Origin of the sequence: Brevibacillus sp. FIR094, assembly GCF_050477165.1 — a bacterium.
Classification (GTDB): domain Bacteria; phylum Bacillota; class Bacilli; order Brevibacillales; family Brevibacillaceae; genus Brevibacillus.
This window is the reverse complement of the sequence record NZ_JBEAES010000060.1, coordinates 1-18246: the sequence shown is the minus strand read 5'-3', so window position 1 is coordinate 18246 and position 18246 is coordinate 1. Positions and strand designations below refer to the sequence as shown.

Annotated in this window: 18 protein-coding genes; 15 read left to right on the top strand and 3 right to left on the bottom strand. The window is 48.5% G+C overall.

The features are described 5' to 3' along the window. Positions 1–86: 86 nt before the first annotated feature. A complete protein-coding gene (locus tag ACQ5DJ_RS29005) occupies positions 87–965 on the bottom strand; it encodes a GNAT family N-acetyltransferase (protein WP_429845475.1) in 879 nt (292 codons plus the stop codon). Continuing rightward, entirely contained in the window at positions 943–1431 is a 489-nt protein-coding gene (locus ACQ5DJ_RS29000; protein ID WP_429845474.1) for an HIT family protein, read from the bottom strand. The genes ACQ5DJ_RS29005 and ACQ5DJ_RS29000 overlap by 23 nt, the downstream gene beginning before the upstream one ends. 191 nt (positions 1432–1622) lie before the next feature. Between ACQ5DJ_RS29000 and lepA the strand changes: the two genes are divergently transcribed. The 14 genes from lepA (at position 1623) to ACQ5DJ_RS28930 (ending at position 15830) form a co-directional block, all read left to right on the top strand. Continuing rightward, the gene (lepA, locus tag ACQ5DJ_RS28995) at positions 1623–3440 is read left to right on the top strand and encodes a translation elongation factor 4 (protein WP_144616608.1); all 1818 of its coding nucleotides are present in this window, start codon (positions 1623–1625) and stop codon (positions 3438–3440) included. Between the two features lie 237 nt (positions 3441–3677). Further along, entirely contained in the window at positions 3678–3806 is a 129-nt protein-coding gene (locus ACQ5DJ_RS28990; RefSeq protein WP_429845473.1) for a hypothetical protein, read from the top strand. Between the two features lie 416 nt (positions 3807–4222). Next, a complete protein-coding gene (gene hemW, locus ACQ5DJ_RS28985) occupies positions 4223–5365 on the top strand; it encodes a radical SAM family heme chaperone HemW (protein WP_429845472.1) in 1143 nt (380 codons plus the stop codon). A 153-nt stretch (positions 5366–5518) separates the two neighbouring features. Next, positions 5519–6544 (top strand): heat-inducible transcriptional repressor HrcA, encoded by a 1026-nt coding sequence (gene hrcA, locus ACQ5DJ_RS28980; RefSeq protein ID WP_429845471.1) that lies wholly within the window; start codon positions 5519–5521, stop codon positions 6542–6544. Between the two features lie 58 nt (positions 6545–6602). Further along, positions 6603–7145: a nucleotide exchange factor GrpE gene (gene grpE / locus ACQ5DJ_RS28975; protein ID WP_429845470.1), complete on the top strand. Its 543-nt coding sequence runs from the start codon at positions 6603–6605 to the stop codon at positions 7143–7145. Positions 7146–7195: 50 nt separating this feature from the next. Beyond that, positions 7196–9025, top strand: coding sequence for a molecular chaperone DnaK (gene dnaK / locus ACQ5DJ_RS28970; protein WP_429845469.1), 1830 nt, complete (start codon positions 7196–7198; stop codon positions 9023–9025). A gap of 150 nt (positions 9026–9175) precedes the next feature. After that, the gene (gene dnaJ / locus ACQ5DJ_RS28965; protein WP_017247717.1) at positions 9176–10303 is read left to right on the top strand and encodes a molecular chaperone DnaJ; all 1128 of its coding nucleotides are present in this window, start codon (positions 9176–9178) and stop codon (positions 10301–10303) included. Between the two features lie 99 nt (positions 10304–10402). Beyond that, positions 10403–11344 carry a 50S ribosomal protein L11 methyltransferase gene (gene prmA / locus ACQ5DJ_RS28960; protein ID WP_429845468.1) on the top strand — a complete coding sequence of 314 codons (942 nt, stop codon included), beginning with the start codon at positions 10403–10405 and terminating at the stop codon, positions 11342–11344. Positions 11345–11362: 18 nt separating this feature from the next. Beyond that, complete coding sequence (locus tag ACQ5DJ_RS28955; RefSeq protein WP_429845467.1) at positions 11363–12121, top strand: 16S rRNA (uracil(1498)-N(3))-methyltransferase; 759 nt, start codon at positions 11363–11365, stop codon at positions 12119–12121. Positions 12122–12221: 100 nt separating this feature from the next. After that, on the top strand, positions 12222–13580 hold the full coding sequence (gene mtaB, locus ACQ5DJ_RS28950) for a tRNA (N(6)-L-threonylcarbamoyladenosine(37)-C(2))-methylthiotransferase MtaB (protein WP_429845466.1): 1359 nt from the start codon (positions 12222–12224) through the stop codon (positions 13578–13580). Further along, positions 13577–14005 (top strand): NUDIX hydrolase, encoded by a 429-nt coding sequence (locus tag ACQ5DJ_RS28945; protein WP_429845465.1) that lies wholly within the window; start codon positions 13577–13579, stop codon positions 14003–14005. Before mtaB ends, ACQ5DJ_RS28945 begins: the two co-directional genes overlap by 4 nt. A 4-nt stretch (positions 14006–14009) precedes the next feature. Continuing rightward, positions 14010–14675 (top strand): deoxyribose-phosphate aldolase, encoded by a 666-nt coding sequence (gene deoC, locus ACQ5DJ_RS28940; RefSeq protein WP_429845464.1) that lies wholly within the window; start codon positions 14010–14012, stop codon positions 14673–14675. A 101-nt stretch (positions 14676–14776) separates the two neighbouring features. After that, positions 14777–15172, top strand: a complete 396-nt coding sequence (locus ACQ5DJ_RS28935; protein ID WP_007727662.1) for a CidA/LrgA family protein — start codon at positions 14777–14779, stop codon at positions 15170–15172. After that, positions 15165–15830, top strand: a complete 666-nt coding sequence (locus ACQ5DJ_RS28930; protein ID WP_429845463.1) for an LrgB family protein — start codon at positions 15165–15167, stop codon at positions 15828–15830. The genes ACQ5DJ_RS28935 and ACQ5DJ_RS28930 overlap by 8 nt, the downstream gene beginning before the upstream one ends. On the opposite strand, the gene ACQ5DJ_RS28925 is transcribed toward ACQ5DJ_RS28930, so the two are convergent. Then, positions 15796–16779, bottom strand: coding sequence for a Na/Pi cotransporter family protein (locus ACQ5DJ_RS28925; RefSeq protein WP_429845462.1), 984 nt, complete (start codon positions 16777–16779; stop codon positions 15796–15798). The genes ACQ5DJ_RS28930 and ACQ5DJ_RS28925 overlap by 35 nt on opposite strands. Positions 16780–16868: 89 nt before the next feature. Between ACQ5DJ_RS28925 and ACQ5DJ_RS28920 the strand changes: the two genes are divergently transcribed. Beyond that, positions 16869–18164 (top strand): class I SAM-dependent rRNA methyltransferase, encoded by a 1296-nt coding sequence (locus ACQ5DJ_RS28920; RefSeq protein WP_429845461.1) that lies wholly within the window; start codon positions 16869–16871, stop codon positions 18162–18164. The last annotated feature ends 82 nt before the right edge of the window (positions 18165–18246 follow it).

Below are 18246 nucleotides of genomic sequence, written 5' to 3'. Positions count from 1 at the left end.
TCATCGGTAAACCGTAGGGGTTTTTCCAATGTCTACTTTAAGGGGTGCACTTCACTAATAGAAGGTCCGTTTTTAGCTGTTCATGTCTATCCGTATATTTGAGCACCTATCGCCCAGTACGTCCCAGCCCGGCGTGGCAGGCTATCCGTATTCGCAACCATCACTGGGGGATGAGAAACCTGTGTGAAGCCGTTTTGCTCCAAATAAGTGTGAAATGCTGTTTGCCCATCTGGTACATCTATCCGCACACGCCCGGTATGATGTTGTGTCAGCTTGTACAGGATGTGTTCAGCTATGCTGGCATTTTCTGCGACGATTGGTCCCGCGATTAGGTTGACCGGGCCTTGAACGGCGAAGCCATACCCAATGATTTTGCCTGAGTGCTTTTTGGCTACCAGACAGGTAGTAGCTTGTCTCATGCGCGTTTCGAGAAAATGAGAGCGACTGCTACCGAGTGCTGCTTTGTCCAATTCAACCACGCTCGAGAAATCGTCCAACTTCATTGGCATCATTTCAAACTCGTCATTGGCTTCGTTTTGCAGAGGTGCTTCAGGCACATAGCGTTCAGCTATAAACTTTCGGATACGATCGACTGTCTGGAACCCGAGGGTTTTGTACAATGGCTCTCCTTCTGGAGTTGCAATGAGCATGATCGTTGTATCGGTAGAAACAGACGTCATGCACGCCTTCATGAGTTGGCGGCCAAATCCTTTGCCTTGTGACGAGGGATGGACGATCACCATACCGATGCTCGCAAGCTTGTCATCGTATGAAATAATAGCCGCACATGAAAGTAGGGTGCCACTCGCGTCTTTGTGACCGAATACGGTACCGGTAGACAGAATTGTTTGAATTTCCGATTCGTCGTAATCCCAGCCTACGGAATCAGATAAGGCAATGAGTCCGGGAATATCCGCTATCGTCAAGCCATGCAAGCAAGAGTCAACGCTGTTCACTTTGATCATTCTCCGTTTCTTTCTTTGTGTTCACGGTAGTATCGCCTAAGAAATCGTTTAATACTTCCGCAACTTTTGTACGTGTAGCGGCCAAGCGGTTCGCAGCTCCGTGTTCATGCAGCGGATCACTCCACGAGAAGCCGTCATGATGGAAACGAGGGATGACGTGCATGTGAAAATGAGTCAGCTCGTTGAAATCACCGCCGTTTTGACAAATCGTAATTCCATCGGGCTTATACAACTTGTTAAGGGCGTGGGACAAAGATGTGACTGCCTCGCATACCTTCTGCATCGTAGGCTCATCCAAGTCTGTCCAATCTACGAAATGTTGTTTCGGGAGAATGAGCATGTGACCTTCCGAAAACGGATCGATATCCAAGAGGCACGCCACCCATTCGTTTTCATAGACGATATGCACTTCTTCGATTCCATGGGCCAACCGACAGCCCAAACAATCGACTTGCTGTAGATTCATGCCTAGCCACCTCCATGCTAATAACAACTTTAGCACAGGAAAAGTTTGGATACGAGAAAAAGGAGGCAAATGCCCGATTCTCTTTGGTTGCTCTTTATATCATCGGTTTGTTATAATTACTGTTAGTGTATTTTTTGCGAGGCGCAATCTGAACGTTTGAATGGATTCGCGTGGGAGGGAACGAACAACACATGGATCGTCGTGAAAGACAAAAAAGGATACGAAATTTTTCCATCATCGCCCACATTGACCATGGCAAGTCGACGCTGGCAGACCGCATTTTGGAGCTGACCGGTGCTTTGACCGCCCGTGAGATGGAAGCCCAGTTTCTTGACACGATGGAGCTGGAAAAAGAGCGCGGGATTACGATTAAGCTGAATGCCGTGCGTTTGAACTATAAAGCTGATGACGGTGAAGAATACATTCTCCACCTGATTGACACCCCTGGGCACGTCGACTTTACGTATGAAGTATCCCGCAGTTTGGCTGCCTGTGAAGGGGCTATCCTCGTAGTGGATGCGGCACAAGGGATCGAAGCCCAGACATTGGCGAACGTCTATTTGGCGTTGGACAGCGACCTGGAGATCATTCCGGTTATCAACAAAATCGACCTGCCGAGCGCAGAACCTGAGCGCGTGAAGCAAGAGGTTGAAGACGTGATTGGTCTGGATGCCAGCGACGCGGTTCTGACATCTGCCAAAGCGGGTATCGGGATTAAAGAAGTACTGGAAGCGGTTGTGCAAAAAGTACCGGCTCCAGAGGGAGATCCAGATGCACCTCTGCAAGCCTTGATTTTCGACTCCTATTTTGATGCGTATCGTGGCGTTATTGCTTCTATTCGTGTCATCAATGGAACCTTGAAAAAGGGTATGAAAATCAAGATGATGGCGACGGGCAAGTCGTTTGAGGTAACCGAAATCGGAACATCTACTCCACGTCAAACGCAAGTAGAAGAGCTGACGGTTGGAGATGTAGGCTACGTAGCTGCTTCCATTAAAACAGTGGGAGACACCAGTGTAGGGGATACCATTACAGATGCGAATCGCCCTGCTTCTGAACCGCTACCTGGCTACCGCAAGATTAACCCGATGGTATTCTGCGGTCTGTATCCAATCGAAACAAACGAGTACAACGATCTACGTGATGCGTTGGAAAAGCTCCAGCTCAACGATGCGTCTTTGCAGTTTGAACCGGAGACTTCCCAAGCACTTGGCTTTGGTTTCCGTTGCGGATTCTTGGGACTTCTACACATGGAGATCATCCAAGAGCGGATCGAACGAGAATTCAATATTAGCTTGATTACCACTGCGCCAAGCGTTATTTATCGTATTACCAAAACGAATGGCGAAGTTTTCGAAATCGACAATCCGTCTAAAATGCCGGAAGCCCAAAAGATCGAAATGGTCGAGGAGCCTTACGTTACCGCGACGGTCATGGTGCCAAAAGAATACGTCGGCGATGTTATGCAGCTGTGCCAAGGCAAGCGCGGTGAGTTTCTTGACATGCAGTACTTGGGTGAGAATCGCGTGCAGCTGAAGTACGACATGCCATTGTCCGAGATCGTCTACGATTTCTTTGACATGCTGAAGTCGGGAACAAAAGGATATGCGTCCTTTGACTACGAACTGGCTGGCTACAAAGCTTCCAAGCTGGTGAAAATGGATATTCTCCTCAACAGCGAAGTGGTGGATGCTCTGTCATTTATCGTACACAAAGATACAGCCTATGCTCGCGGTAAGGTCATTTGCGAAAAGCTGAAGGAATTGATTCCTCGCCAGCAATTCGAGGTGCCGATTCAAGCAACTATCGGACAAAAGGTTGTGGCTCGTGAAACGATCAGTGCCTTGCGTAAAAACGTTCTTGCCAAATGTTACGGCGGGGATATCTCGCGTAAACGCAAGCTGCTCGAAAAGCAAAAAGAAGGTAAGAAGCGCATGAAGTCTGTTGGTTCCGTAGAGGTACCACAAGAGGCGTTTATGGCTGTATTGCGCATGGATGATAAGAAGTAGCTTCTCTCCCCCCACCGTATTGCCACCAGATTGGCAAAATGGTGGGGGATTTATTTACCTTGAATAAGACGACAGATGCAGAATTTTCAAATCTGCTTCTGTCGTCTTTCTTTTTGGCACATTCCATTCCGGTGACCACTCGACCCTGTGGAGGATCGAGTGGTCACCAAGGATGTGGTGGTTGGGGATGATTGGTTACAGGTGGTATCGCTGGTGGCTGTGGATTAATTGGGGGGCGTGGTACAGGAGTGGGGGGATGAGGATCGAGGCTGTGTGGTGGCCAAGGAGTTGGTGGGTGAGGGACTTCATTCGATGGCGGAAATTCGGGATCTGGTAAGTTGCAATCTGGTGGGCAATTTGAATTGAGTTGGGAATCGTTATTGGTTGGTGACAATCAGAACTACCTCCTTTACTTGTTTGTAGTATCAAGTAATTGAAAGGACATTATGCAAATGGCTTAGGGACGGATTGCGAATAGATCGCTTTGCCTTTTTCTGTAGAATACGACTGCTTTTTGGTGCATAAAAGTCATGTTTGACTCGATATAGAAAAATACACTATGATAATCAAGCTATTACAAATGCTTGCTGTATCAATGTTTGCCGTCGATTCTCTCATTTACTGTGTTACAATAAAATAACGAGGTCGATCAAAGGCGTATAGGGCTTTTTGCGCATGCATGATATAAAGTAGACCTGACCTTGTGTCAGGTTTTTTTCATGAAAGAGGTTGTCAAAAAGTAGTCTTTTGAACAATCCAATTATAAAAGGAGGGAAAGGGACATGATGCCACAATCGGTTTACATTCACATTCCCTTTTGTACGAATAAATGTTACTACTGTGACTTCAACTCATTTGTGACGAACAATCCGCAACTCATTTGGGACTACTTAGACGCATTGAAAAGCGAGATGGAGCTCACCTTTAGCCAGCAACCGATCGAGCAGGTGAAAACGATCTTTGTCGGTGGAGGGACACCCACCTTTCTCGATCACGCCCAAATGCGCGCGTTTTTGGAAATCGTCCAAAAACAATTGGGTAAGTACTGGACGGATGATATCGAGTTTTCGATGGAAGCGAATCCGGGAACGACAGACGTAGAAAAGCTACGGATCATGCGTGAGCTGGGTGTCAATCGTCTGAGCTTTGGTGTGCAGTCCTTTGACGACGCGCTCTTAAAACGACTGGGACGAATTCACGACCAGGAAGCCGTGTACCGCAGTATCGATAATGCGCAAAAAGTAGGCTTCGACAACTTTAGCATCGATCTGATGTTTGGATTGCCGGATCAGACATTAGACATTTTCCGTCAGACGTTGGACAAGGCGTTTGGGCTAGGCACCACCCATTTCTCCGCGTACAGTCTCAAGGTGGAGGAGAACACGCTGTTCCACACGCTCTACCAAAAAGATCAGCTGCCACTGCCATCTGAAGAGACAGAGCTTGAGATGTACATGGTATTAATAGAAGAGATGGAGCGTCACGGGTACAAGCAGTATGAAATTAGCAATTTTGCAAAACCGGGCTTCGAGAGCAAACATAATAAAACCTATTGGCTCAATCGTGAATACTATGGGTTGGGTGCAGGTGCCCACGGATATGTGTCCGGCCATCGACACGTGAATGCTGGCCCACTTGCGATTTACATGCAGAAGTGCAAGGAAGGGCTGCCGCGTGTAGACCAATTCGAGGTACCGCGTGAGGATGCCATGGAAGAACAGATGATTTTGGGGCTGAGGTTGAGAGAAGGAGTTGACCTTTCGGCTTTTGCATCCCGTTTTGGCGCAACTGTTCATGATGTTTTTGGGACAATAATAGAAGAAGAGGTAGCCAAAGGAATGTTGGAAGAACAGGACGGGTTTTTGAAGCTGACGAAACAGGGGCTTCCGCTCGGAAATGAGGTATTTGCGCGCTTTCTCCGTTAAGTACAAAGCGAAACTCGCGAAAAATGAGATTTTTTGTCTGTGGAACTCGCTCAAGCTCGTTGACAAATCCTTCTACTATTGATACCTTAGTATATAGATTTAGCACTCGATAAGCATGAGTGCTAACAATCCAACAGGAGGCGAGCGACATCTATGTTATCAGACCGTCAACAAATGATTTTAAACGCGATTGTCGATAATTACATTCATTCTGCCGAACCTGTTGGCTCCCGAACCATTTCCAAACGGGACGACATCGGATTCTCTTCGGCAACGATACGCAACGAGATGTCTGACTTGGAGGAGCTGGGATACTTAGAACAGCCCCACACATCGGCGGGACGTGTTCCTTCTACAAAAGGATACCGCTTCTATGTCGATAACCTGATTCAGCCTCAACTTTTGGAGGAAGCTGAGTTGGGTAAACTAAAACAGTTGTTTGCCGAACGTATTCTCCACGCAGAACAAGTGGTAGAGTACACTGCCCAAATTCTCTCTCAACTGACAAACTACACGGCGATTGTCTTGGGTCCAGAGATTTTTGAGCATCGGTTAAAACATATTCAAATCGTTCCTCTCAACGCTTCACAGGCTGTCGCGATTGTGGTGACACATACCGGACGAGTGGAGAACAAGCTGATTGATCTTCCAGAAGGCATTGGTGCCGGGGAAATCGAGAAACTCGTTAATCTGTTGAATGCAAAGCTGACCGACGTGCCGCTTTGGCAGCTTCGGCAACGTCTTTATCAAGAGATTTCCGGTGAAATGAAACGTCATACGGAGCAGTATGAAGAAATTCTTCAGCTCCTCAACAACTCGCTGACACAAGAAGAAGAACGAGTATACTTACGCGGTGCGACCAAGATCTTGAACCAGCCGGAATTCCGAGACGTGGATAAAGTCAAGGATATACTGGAGCTATTGGAGCAGCACGATCAATTGCTGAATGTGATCGGCATGCAGGGTGATGGTTTAACGGTACGCATCGGACAGGAAAACCAGCTAGACGCGATTAAGCAATGCAGTATCATTACCACTTCTTATTCGCTTGGAGGCAAGCCGGTAGGAATGGTGGGGATACTTGGTCCGACGCGAATGGAATACGGCAAGGTCATTACGGTGCTCAACCATTTGGCGGAAGACCTATCGCGCATGCTGACTTCGCAGTTTGAGAAATAAATGGAGTGAATGGCTAAACAGTCTTTTGACTGGGAAAGGCCGCCAGGAGGTAGTGACGTTGAGCGAGGAAAAAGTAACGCAAGACCCAACTCTCGAAGAAGAACAAGTAGCACAGGATGCAGACCAAACGACTGCAACCGAAATGAACGGGGAGCAGGAAGCTGCTCACTGGAAGGCTCAGGCCGAAGAGCATCAAAACCGCATGCTGCGTGCCATGGCCGATATGGATAACCTTCGCCGCCGTGTTCGCAAAGAGCAAGAAGATCTGGCTAAATACGCTTCTCTTAAAATCGTGGAAGAGCTTCTGCCAGTTCTCGATAACTTCGAGCGAGCGCTTGCCGCTGACAAGGAATCCATGACAGTAGACTCCCTCTTGGAGGGTGTAAACATGGTATATCGTCAGATGGTCCAAGTTTTCGACAAAGAAGGCTTGGCCGCAATCGAGTCTCAAGGAAAACCATTTGACCCTCACATCCACCAGGCAGTTATGCAAAAACAAGACCCTGATTTTGAATCAGGTGTTGTGGTAGCCGAGCTGCAAAAAGGATATATGTTCAAAGACCGCGTCGTTCGTCCGGCGATGGTTCAAGTGAACGAGTAATCTCAAAAAAGTAAATTCACTAGACGTATAGTGTTAGGAGGACATTTTATATGAGTCGCGTAATCGGTATTGACTTGGGAACAACCAACTCTTGTGTAGCAGTAATGGAAGGCGGAGAGCCAGTCGTTATTGCCAATGCGGAAGGTAACCGCACTACACCATCTGTAGTAGCATTCAAAAACGGCGAGCGTATCGTTGGGGAAGCGGCAAAACGCCAAGCGATCACCAATCCAGACAATACCGTAATCTCCATCAAGCGCCACATGGGTACTGCTCATAAAGAAACGCTTGAAGGTAATGCATACTCTCCTGAGCAGATTTCTGCTATGATTCTGCAAAAGCTGAAAGCAGACGCGGAAAGCTACCTTGGTCAACCTGTGACGCAGGCAGTGATTACGGTTCCAGCATACTTCAATGACAGCCAACGCCAAGCGACAAAAGACGCTGGTAAAATCGCTGGTCTGGAAGTACTGCGTATCGTGAACGAACCAACCGCAGCTGCTCTTGCATACGGTATGGAGAAAACAGAAGATCAAACGGTTCTCGTATTCGACTTGGGCGGCGGTACGTTTGACGTATCCATCCTCGAATTGTCCGACGGCTTCTTCGAAGTAAAAGCGACTTCCGGTGACAACAAGCTGGGTGGAGACGACTTCGACGATGTAGTTATGAACTACCTGGTGAGTGAATTCAAAAAAGAACATGGCATCGATCTATCCAAGGATCGTATGGCACAACAACGTTTGAAAGACGCTGCTGAAAAAGCGAAGAAAGACCTGTCCGGTGTTCTGACTACGACCATTTCTCTGCCGTTCATTACAGCAGATGCAACCGGTCCAAAACACTTGGAGATGAACCTGACTCGCGCAAAATTCGAAGAGATCTCCGCTGATTTGGTAGAGCGTACGATGGGTCCAACTCGTCAAGCGCTGAAAGATGCTGGTCTGACTCCAAGCGAACTGGATCGCGTTATCCTGGTTGGTGGTTCTACTCGTATCCCAGCGGTACAAGAAGCAATCAAGAAATTTACAGGAAAAGAACCACATAAAGGTGTAAACCCAGACGAAGTAGTAGCACTGGGAGCGGCTGTTCAAGCGGGTGTACTGACTGGTGATGTGAAAGACGTCGTGCTTCTTGACGTAACTCCACTGTCCCTCGGTATCGAAACATTGGGTGGCGTATTCACCAAGTTGATCGATCGCAACACGACGATCCCAACAAGCAAATCCCAAGTGTTCTCTACAGCTGCTGACAACCAAACATCTGTAGAAATCCACGTTCTCCAAGGTGAGCGTCAAATGGCGAACGACAATAAATCTCTCGGTCGCTTCAACCTGTCCGATATCCCGCCAGCGCCACGCGGCATCCCGCAAATCGAAGTTTCCTTCGATATTGACGCGAACGGTATCGTAAACGTACGTGCAAAAGACTTGGGCACTGGAAAAGAGCAACGCATCACGATCACTTCCAACTCCGGTCTTTCCGACGAAGATATTGATCGCATGGTAAAAGATGCTGAGTTGAATGCAGAAGCGGACAAACAACGCAAAGAGCAAGTAGAAGTTCGCAACGAAGCTGACCAACTCGTATTCACGACTGAGAAAACACTGAAAGAAGTAGAAGGCAAGGTCGACCAAGCTGAAATCGATCGCGCTAACGCTGCGAAAGATAAAGTGAAAGCTGCTCTGGAAGGCGGCAACCTCGAAGAGATCAAGACAGCAAAAGATGAACTGTCCGAGATCATCCAACAAATTTCGGTGAAGCTCTATGAGCAGGCTGCTCAAGCGCAAGCTGCACAAGGTGGCGGCGCTGAAGGTCAAGAGCCGAAGAAAGACAATGTCGTTGATGCTGACTACGAAGTGGTAGACGATAAAAAGTAACACGCTGGAACTGTGAGGGGAGAGATTTCTTCCCTCACTTCCCACGATGTGACCCATGAAAGTCAAAGTCACGGAATGCTGACTTTGACTTTTTTTCAAGTCTGTCACATGCTATGATAACAGTTGACTGTCATGGGAGTGATGTAGGAGATGAAACGTGATTTATACGAGGTTCTGGGAGTAGCAAAGGATGCGGACGCGGATGAAATCAAAAAAGCGTATCGCAAGCTGGCTCGCCAGTACCATCCCGATGTAAATAAAGAGGCTGACGCGGAAGAAAAGTTCAAAGAAGTAAAGGATGCGTACGACATCCTGTCCGAGCCACAAAAGCGTGCGCAGTATGACCGTTTTGGTCACCAAGACCCGAATCAGGGCTTCGGTGGCGGAGGTTTTGATGGATCAGGCATGGGCGGCTTCGGAGATATTTTTGATATGTTCTTCGGTGGTGGCGGCAGACGTTCGAATCCAAATGCACCGCGCAAAGGATCTGATCTGCAATTTGGCCTCAGCATTGACTTTATCGACGCGATTTTTGGAAAAGAAACCGACGTGGAAATTCCAAAAGAAGCAGAATGCGATACATGCCTTGGTTCTGGCGCGAAGCCTGGTTCCGGTGTAGATACATGTAAGACTTGTAGCGGTACTGGACAACAAGAAGTGGTGGCGAACACGCCATTCGGCCGAATCGTCAATCGCCGTGTTTGCTCGACTTGCGAAGGCAAAGGGAAAGTCGTCAAAGAAAAATGTTCAACTTGCCGTGGCAATGGACGTGTCAAGGTACGCCGCAAAATTCATCTCAACATCCCAGCAGGTGTGGATGATGGAGCACAATTGCGCGTAACAGGCGAGGGAGAACCGGGCGCAAACGGTGGACCTCCTGGAGATTTGTACGTCGTATTGCGTGTGAAGAGTCATGAGTTTTTTGAGCGTGAAGGAAATGATATTTACTGTGAGGTTCCGCTTACTTACGCACAGGCAGCACTTGGAGATGAGATCGAAGTGCCGACTGTCGATGGTAGAGTGAAGTTGAAGATCCCGGCGGGTACCCAAACAGAAACATTCTTCCGCTTGCGTGGTAAAGGTGTTCCGCATTTGCGTGGCAACGGTCGTGGTGATCAGCATGTGAAAGTGCGCGTCATTACACCGACCAAGCTGAGCGATAAACAAAAGGAATTGTTGCGTGAGCTCGCCGAACTGTCTGGAGAAAAGCCAGGACAGCATGGGGGAGAAGACGAAAGCTTTTTCGAAAAAATGAAACGTGCATTCCGCGGCGAGTAATCCGTCGCGGTTTTGTCCGCTTTTTGCCTAAAGTTTTATGTAGCGAAGTCGTTTAAATGAAAAGCCCGATTGGGAGCTTATGTGGGGAGTGGTAGATTCGTGAAATGGTCAGAAATCAGTATCCATACTACAGCGGAGGCTACGGAGGCGGTGTCAAGCCTCTTGTATGAATTAGGTGCCAATGGTGTCGTAATTGAAGACCCGGAGGTGCTTTATCGTGAGTGGGATACCCCCTTTGGCGAAATCTACCAGCTTTCTCCTGATGATTTTCCGGCCGAGGGCGTATTCGTTAAAGCATACCTACCGGTTGACAGCAGCGAGCTGCTTGACGTTGTAGAAGAACTGAAAGAGCAATTGGCGCAGTTGATCGAGTACGGTCTGGATATCGGCAAGGCATCGATTGCTGTAAACGATGTCCACGAAGATGAATGGGCCCACGCCTGGAAAAAATATTACAAACCGGTTCATGTGTCTGATCGCATGACCATCAAGCCAGTATGGGAAGAGTACGAGCCGAAGAATTCCGATGAGATTATTATCGAGATGGACCCAGGCATGGCATTTGGAACAGGTACACATCCGACGACCATTCTTTGTCTGCGTGCACTTGAGAAGTACATGGCAAAAGGCGATCAGGTGTATGATGTTGGGACAGGCACAGCTATTTTGAGTATTGCTGCTATCAAGCTCGGAGCAAAAGATGTGCTGGCGATGGACTTGGATGAAGTAGCTGTACGCTCTGCACAAGCCAATACTGAACTGAATGGTGTACATGAGCATATCAACGTGAGACAAAACAACTTGCTCGACGGCATCGAGGAGCAGGTGGAAGTGGTCGTGGCTAACATTTTGGCAGAAGTCATCGTGCGTTTCACCGACGATGTATTCCGCGTGTTGAAGCCAGGTGGCACCTTTATCTCTTCAGGTATTATTGCTACACGTGAAGCGGATGTAAAAGCGGCGTTGGCGGCTTCAGGTCTTGAGGTCGTGGAAACCATTTTCATCGATGACTGGGTAGCAATTGTAGCAAAAAAACGATAGAATAGTGGGGTTGGCGAGATGCAACGATATTTTGTCGAGCCACATTCTTTTAGTGAGAATGAGCTAACGATTGTCGGAGACGATGTACACCATATCGTAAATGTAATGCGTGCTCGCGAAGGCGAAGAAATCATCGTTTCTGATGGAGCGGGCAGGTCGGCACGTGCCAAGCTTGTCTACCTTTCTGCCAAGGAAGTGCGGGCAGAAGTAATGGAAATGCTTCAAGAAGAACGCGAACTGCCGATCCGGATCACAATTGGTCAGGGGCTTCCAAAAGGCGAGAAGCTAGAGTGGATTTTGCAAAAGGGGACGGAACTTGGGGCGTACTCTTTTTTCCCGTTTTCTTCTGAGCGAACCATTGTAAAGCTGGACGCCAAAAAAGAAGCGAAAAAACTGGAGCGTTGGCGAAAAATTGTCAAGGAGGCTGCTGAACAGTCTCATCGTGCTGTTTTGCCAGAGCTTTTATCTCCTATTTCTTTTCGTGAGATACTTCAAGCTGGCCAGTCATATACGCATTGCGCCATTGCCTATGAAAAAGAAGGCAGTACGACGATTCATCAAGTGCTAGAAGAGATGACTGCGGGCGATTCACTTCTTGTCCTCGTTGGACCGGAGGGAGGCTTCTCTCCTGAGGAAGTGGCCCAAGCAGAGAGCAAAGGGTTCCTGACGGTTTCTCTCGGCCCGCGTATTTTACGCACGGAAACGGCAAGCCAATACGTTTTGGCCTGCGCTTCCTATCAGTTTGAACGAAAGGCTACATCACTTCGCAAAGGATGAGCAGGAAAAAACGGTCACGACCGTTTTTTTGACCGCAAACGGTCACATCCACTTTTATGAAAAACGTCGAGACGTTTTTCACGGAAAAGGAGGAATGGCAATGTCTACCGTTGCTTTTCATACATTGGGCTGCAAAGTAAACAGCTATGAGACAGAAGCCATCTGGCAATTGTTCAAGGCAGACGGCTATGAGAGAGTTGACTTTGAACAAGATGATGCAGATGTTTACGTCATTAATACTTGTACCGTGACGAACACGGGGGATAAGAAGAGTCGCCAAGTGATTCGGCGTGCGATTCGCCGTAATCCTGAGGCGATCGTAGCCGTAACTGGCTGCTATGCGCAAACCTCTCCAAGTGAGATTGCGCAAATTCCCGGTGTGGATATCGTAGTAGGTACACAAGGGCGCGAGAAGCTGATCGAGTACGTGGATCAAATTCGTACTGAGCGCCAGCCGATCAATGCAGTTGGGAACATCATGAAAGCGCGCGAATTCGAAGAGCTGGATGTTCCTAACTTTACGGATCGCACACGTGCTTCCCTCAAGATTCAAGAGGGCTGCAACAACTTTTGTACGTTTTGTATTATCCCTTGGGCGCGCGGTCTGATGCGTTCCCGCAAACCGGAAAGCGTCGTCGAACAGGCCCAAAAGCTGGTGGAAGCGGGCTATCTGGAAATCGTTTTGACTGGAATTCATACAGGTGGATACGGCGAGGATTTGGAAGACTACAATTTGGCCAAGCTGTTGCTTGACCTTCATCAAGTGGAAGGCCTCAAGCGCATCCGTATCAGTTCGATCGAGGCGAGCCAAATCACCGATGAAGTGATCGAGGTCATCAATAACTCTGATCGTGTCGTGCGCCATCTGCATGTACCACTGCAAGCGGGCGATGACGAAGTGTTGAAACGCATGCGCCGCAAGTATACGACGGCTGAGTTTTACGAAAGAATGGTCAAAGTACGCGAAGCATTGCCAGGAGCAGCGATTACAACAGACGTCATCGTAGGTTTCCCAGGTGAGACCGAAGAGCAATTCTGGAACGGATACGAGTTTATGAAGAAAATCGGTTTTGCCGAAATGCACGTATTCCCGTACTCCATGCGTACCGGTACACCAGCAGCACGTATGACGGATCAAATTCCTGATGAGGAAAAGAACGAGCGCGTCGCGAAGCTTCTGGAGCTCAATCAGGAATTGACCTTGGCATACTCCAAGAAATTCGTAGGGGATGTACTGGAAGTGATTCCGGAGCGTCCATTTAAAGAAGCACCTGATAGTGGTCTTCTGATGGGCTATTCGGACAACTACCTGAACGTCGTCTTCCCTGGCGATGAGAGTATGATCGGCAAGATTTGCAAGGTCAGACTGGATGAGCCAGGCTCGGAATACTGCAAAGGGACTTTTGTTCGCGTAGTGGAAACAGAGGCGCTGCCTTACCTGAAGGAGCGAGCTATATGAGGGAGATATCGGCAGGAGGCGTTGTATACCAGAAGCAAGAAACAGAGTACATGCTCCTATTGATTGAAGACCGTTATGGCAAAGTAACACTCGCAAAAGGGAAGCAGGAGATGGGCGAGACCATCGAAGAAACGGCTCTGCGCGAAGTTTTGGAAGAAACAGGCGTAGCAGGACGTTTGGGGTCCAAGCTCGATATGATCAACTACGTGTATACGCATCCGACGACGGGCGAATCCATCGACAAAGAAGTCCATTATTATTTAGTAGAAGCCTACAACACAGAGATCGCCGTACAACTAGAAGAAATCAATGATGTTCATTGGCATCCAGCAAAGGAAGCTTGGGATTTGCAACTGCAACGAGGATATCGAAACAATGACAGCATTTTTCGCCTTGCATTCGACCAATTAGGGATAGAGGTGTAGTTCTATGAACATGAACAAATATATCGACCACACGCTGTTGAAGCCTGATGCTACACAAGAGATGATTGACAAGTTGTGCCAAGAAGCAAGAGAGCACGATTTCATGTCTGTATGCGTAAACCCTTACTGGGTAAAACGCTCTGCTGAACTCTTGGCCGGTTCTGATGTAAAAGTGTGCACGGTTATCGGATTCCCTCTGGGAGCGAGCACGATCGAGTCCAAAGCAGCGGAAACCCGCGATGTAATTGCAAACGGAGCGACTGAGGTAGATATGGTACTGAACGTAGGTGCCTTGAAATCCGGTGATCTGGAGACTGTCAAAAAAGACATCGCTGCTGTGAAGCAAGCTGCTGGCGATATTCTCTTGAAGGTGATTCTGGAAACTTGCCTCTTGACCGAAGAAGAAAAAGTAGTTGCGTGCAAGCTCTCCGTAGAGGCTGGTGCTGATTACGTAAAAACCTCCACAGGTTTTTCAACAGGTGGAGCAACGGTTGAAGATATCGCCCTGATGCGTAAAACCGTAGGGCCAAATGTAGGCGTAAAAGCGTCTGGTGGCGTTCGTGACGGTGAAGCAGCGGTTGCGATGATCGAAGCAGGCGCGAGCCGTGTCGGTACGAGCTCCGGTGTTTCCATTGTAACTGGAGCAAAAACAACAGGCAGCGGATACTAATACGAAAGAAAAGCCTGGCCGAGGAAAGGCCGGGCTTTTTCCGTCCTGCATGCTGATGTTCCTATAGAGAGAGGATAGGGAGCAGGGAGGAGATTAGCAAAATGAAATTTGTTAAAGGAATCGTCATCCTATTGGCTTTTTATGGAGTAGGCGTAGCTGCGAGCAAATGGCTGCATATTCCCCTACCCGGTAACTTGGTGGGAATGCTGCTGTTAACTCTGGGACTTTGTATGGGATGGATCCGAATGGATTGGGTGGAACAAGCGGGTACTTTTCTAATCCGGCACATGTTGCTCTTTTTCGTACCGATCATCGTCGGAGTTGCTTCCTATTTAAACGTATTCACGCAAAATCCATTGCCAATCATACTATCGATGGTTCTCGGTCCATTGCTAGTCATGCTTGTGACGGGTGTGGTCGTGCAATGGTATTTGAAGCATCATAAACAAAAATCAGAATCGTCCTTACAGCAAGAGGGGAGGACTCTGGATGCTTAGTCAATTTTTCGCCATTTTGGTGTCGATAGCAGGGTACAAAGGCGCGACAATGATCAACGCTCGATTCCAACGATTGCAGCCTCTTCTGGTGGCTGTGATCTTGGTTTGGACCATATGGTGGACGTTTAGCGGCGATTGGGAGGCGTTTGCAGCTGGAGGCCAGTGGATTTCCTTTTGGCTCGGCCCTGCAACGGTTGCACTCGCTATTCCGCTGGCTAAACAGATCAAGGATTTTGCTCATATTTGGCGCGGTGTTTTGCTTGGTGTATGTGCAGGCTGTGCAGTTGCAATCTTCGTTGTTATCGCGGTTCATTGGTGTCTGGGTTCAGATGAGCTCGTATACAAAAGCATGCTTAGCAAATCCGTGACCACCCCGATTGCGTTGGAGCTGAGTCGTTCCATCGGTGGGGAACCTGCACTTGCAGCCTTTTTTACCGCACTGACAGGGATGGTCGGTGTGATGATTGCCCGTCCTGTTCTCAAATGGGGTAAGATCACGGATGATTGGGCAATCGGGATCGCCATTGGTACGAGTGCACACGCCATTGGTACGGCCAGCTTGAACCGCGTTTCTCCTGTTCAAACGGCAGCATCCAGTGTCGCAATGATCGTGGCCGGCGTCATTACTTCCATCTACTTGATACCATTTTCCTTCTGAAGGTGAGGTCAGTCGGACGACGCTTATCAGGGATCAGCCATTGAATAAAGCGGGCAATCTGCGGGACGAATGGCAGCGCGACCAACGAGCAGACGAGATTGAAGATCGTCTGTGAATGAGCGATCTGCATAGAGGGACTATCCGTTAAAAATGCACTGACGAGGGCAAGCTGGGAAAGAAACGGTAAAAAAACAATCGCGCCTGCGACGTTGAAGAGCGTATGGCACCATGCGACCTGTTTGGATGCCGTATTCGTGCCAATCGCAGCGATGACAGCAGTAAAGCAAGTTCCGACGTTCGCACCCAATACGATGGCGAGTGCCGTTTCCATCGAAAGAATTTGATGACTGAGCAGGCCCATCGTGATCACCGTCGTAGCGGAACCGCTATGAATGAGAGCGGTGAAAATGATCCCGGTAATCAAACCGATCCAGATGGAATGACTGCTCTCCAGAAAAAGCGAACGAAACGTTTCAGACTGCTCCAAAGGCTTTGCCATGACTTTCAATGTATCGATTCCGAGGAAGATCAGTCCGAAGCCGGCGACGACGAGACCAATGCAACGAATGTTTCGGCGCGGCATCAGCCATAGAGCGACTCCGATGAGAAGCATGGGGATGGCAAAGGACTCGAGCTTGAGCGCAACCAGCTCTGTTGTCACGGTCGTGCCCAGATTGGTTCCCAATATGATGCCGACGGTTTGTGTGAACTGGATGATGCCTGCGTTCGTCAGACCAATCGTCAGGACAGTTACCGCACTGGAGCTTTGCAAGACAAAAGTAGCGAAGAGACCAATCCAGAAGCTATGGAGTGGGGTACGAGTAAATCGCCCCATCCATTCTTCCATTTTTTTGCCGGCGAGGTTTTGAAAGCCGGAGCGCATGGCGTACATACCGAAAAGAAAAAAAGTGAGCCCAAAGGTAAAAGGGGCGAGGATGGAGACTATCACAAGATACGTTCCTCCCTGTCCATTTTTAGCAAGTTACTATAACGCTATGCCTGTACAAGGGCAAGCATGACAAGAGGAGGAATAGCTGCATGGCACGTGTGCTATTGAATCAACATCGGAAAAAGCGGCTAGAAGTAGGACACCCGTGGATTTTTCAGTCAGAGGTATTAGAAATTCAAGGGGATGTAGAACCAGGTGAAATCGTCGAGGTCACCAATCACAAAGGTTATTTTTTGGCAAAGGGCTACATTAACCCTGCTTCACAAATGATCGTGCGCATTTTGAGCTACGACCAAAAGGAAGAAATCGACTACGACTTTTTCTTGCGCAAAATCAAGCAGGCGGCAGAATTCCGGACGAGATTTGTGGACAACCCACGGGCTTGCCGCGTCATTTACGGGGAAGCCGACTTTTTGCCAGGACTCATCGTCGACCGCTACGAAGACACATTGGTTGTCCAAGTCCTCTCATTGGGGATGGAGAAGCGCATCGATTGGATTCGGGATGCACTCGTAGAGGTATTTGCACCGACCGGTATTTATTTGCGCAATGATGTACATGTCCGTGAACTGGAAGGACTGACACAGGGCAAAGAAGTTCTGTACGGAGAGTGCCCACGTGAGGTATTGATCGAAGAAAACGGATTGAAATACTATGTGGATATCGTAGAGGGGCAAAAGACCGGCTTTTTCTATGATCAGCGGGAAAATCGCGCTTCTATCGCGCCATTGATGAAAGGCTGGGGCGAAAAGCACGGCATAACCCTGGCGAGCATGGAAGTAGACGGCGAGACAAAGCAGCTGCCTGTAGACAAGCGCGGTAAAGTGGTCAAAAATCCGTTTTGGGATGGCGCTGAGGTATTGGAATGCTTTACACACACGGGTTCGTTTACCCTGAATGCTTGCAAACATGGTGCGAAAAAGGTGACAGCCCTCGATATTTCCGATCACGCTATCGAAACAGCGAAGCGAAACATTACGCTCAATGGCTTTTTGCATCGCGTTGATTTTGTGGTGGCAAATGCGTTTGATTACTTGCGTGAAAATGTAGAGGCAGGTAAGAACTGGGATGTGGTCATTCTAGACCCGCCAGCATTCGCGAAATCGCGTGGAGCAGTGAAAGGAGCTTGCCGCGGTTACAAAGACATTAACTTAAACGGGATGAAGCTCGTTCGTCCAGGCGGATTTCTGGTTACCGCGTCTTGCTCGTACCATATGTCTCCTGAGTTGTTCCTGCAAACGATTCAAGAAGCAGCGGTCGATGCGAAAAAGATATTGCGCCTGATTGAATGGCGAGGCGCGGGCAAGGATCATCCGCAAATCAGTGGGGCTGATGAGGCTCATTACTTGAAATTTGCCATCTTTGAAGTAAGAGATCGTCGATAGAGAAAAAGAAAAACAGCGTCCGCTTTCATGGTCAAGGCCCCGTTTAGTGGACAGTAAGAAAAACCCGGGCCGTTAGGCCACT